1 pseudogene is annotated in these 709 nt (G+C 67.7%); it reads left to right on the top strand.

What is annotated here, in order from left to right:
- Positions 1–709, top strand: a pseudogene (locus MTDSW087_RS29885) (bifunctional salicylyl-CoA 5-hydroxylase/oxidoreductase); the annotation flags it as partial.

The raw sequence follows: 709 nt of genomic DNA on the forward strand, positions 1-709 counted from the left end.
ACGCCCGCATCACCCAGGAATTCGCCTACTGGGACGACATCGCCATCCACGTGAAGGACGAGGTCCACCGCATCGGCGGCAACGGCTTCTGCGGCTGCGCCCGCGCCACGCTGCTCACCATCCTGCAGGAGCGCGCCCGCTCCCTCGGCGTCGAGATGATCTTCCAGACGGAAGCCGACGCGGAGGATTTCGACGACCACGACCTCGTGATCGTCGCCGACGGCATCAACAGCGCCTACCGCCAGCGCCATGCCGAGCATTTCGGCACCAGCGTCGATCTGCGTCCGAACCGCTTCGTCTGGATGGGCTCGACCCGGCCGCTCGACGCCTTCACCTTCCTGTTCCGCGAGACCGAGTGGGGCCCGTTCATCGCCCATGCCTACCAGTACGAGCGCGGCCGCTCGACCTGGGTGTTCGAGACCGACCCCGACACCTTCGAGCGGGCGGGGCTCGGGCAGCTCGACGAGGCGGGCTCGGCCGCCTTCATGAAGCAGGTCTTCGCCGACTTCCTGGGCAATCACCCCGTGCTCACCAACCGCTCGATCTGGCGGCAATTCCCGATGATCCGCAACGCCCGCTGGGTGCGCGGCAACCGGGTGCTCCTGGGCGACGCCAAGGCCACGGCGCATTTTTCCATCGGCTCCGGCACCAAGCTCGCGATGGAGGATGCCATCGCCCTCTACGAGGCGCTGGTCGCGGAAGCCGAGGT

Source organism: Methylobacterium dankookense (assembly GCF_902141855.1).
Taxonomy (GTDB): domain Bacteria; phylum Pseudomonadota; class Alphaproteobacteria; order Rhizobiales; family Beijerinckiaceae; genus Methylobacterium; species Methylobacterium dankookense.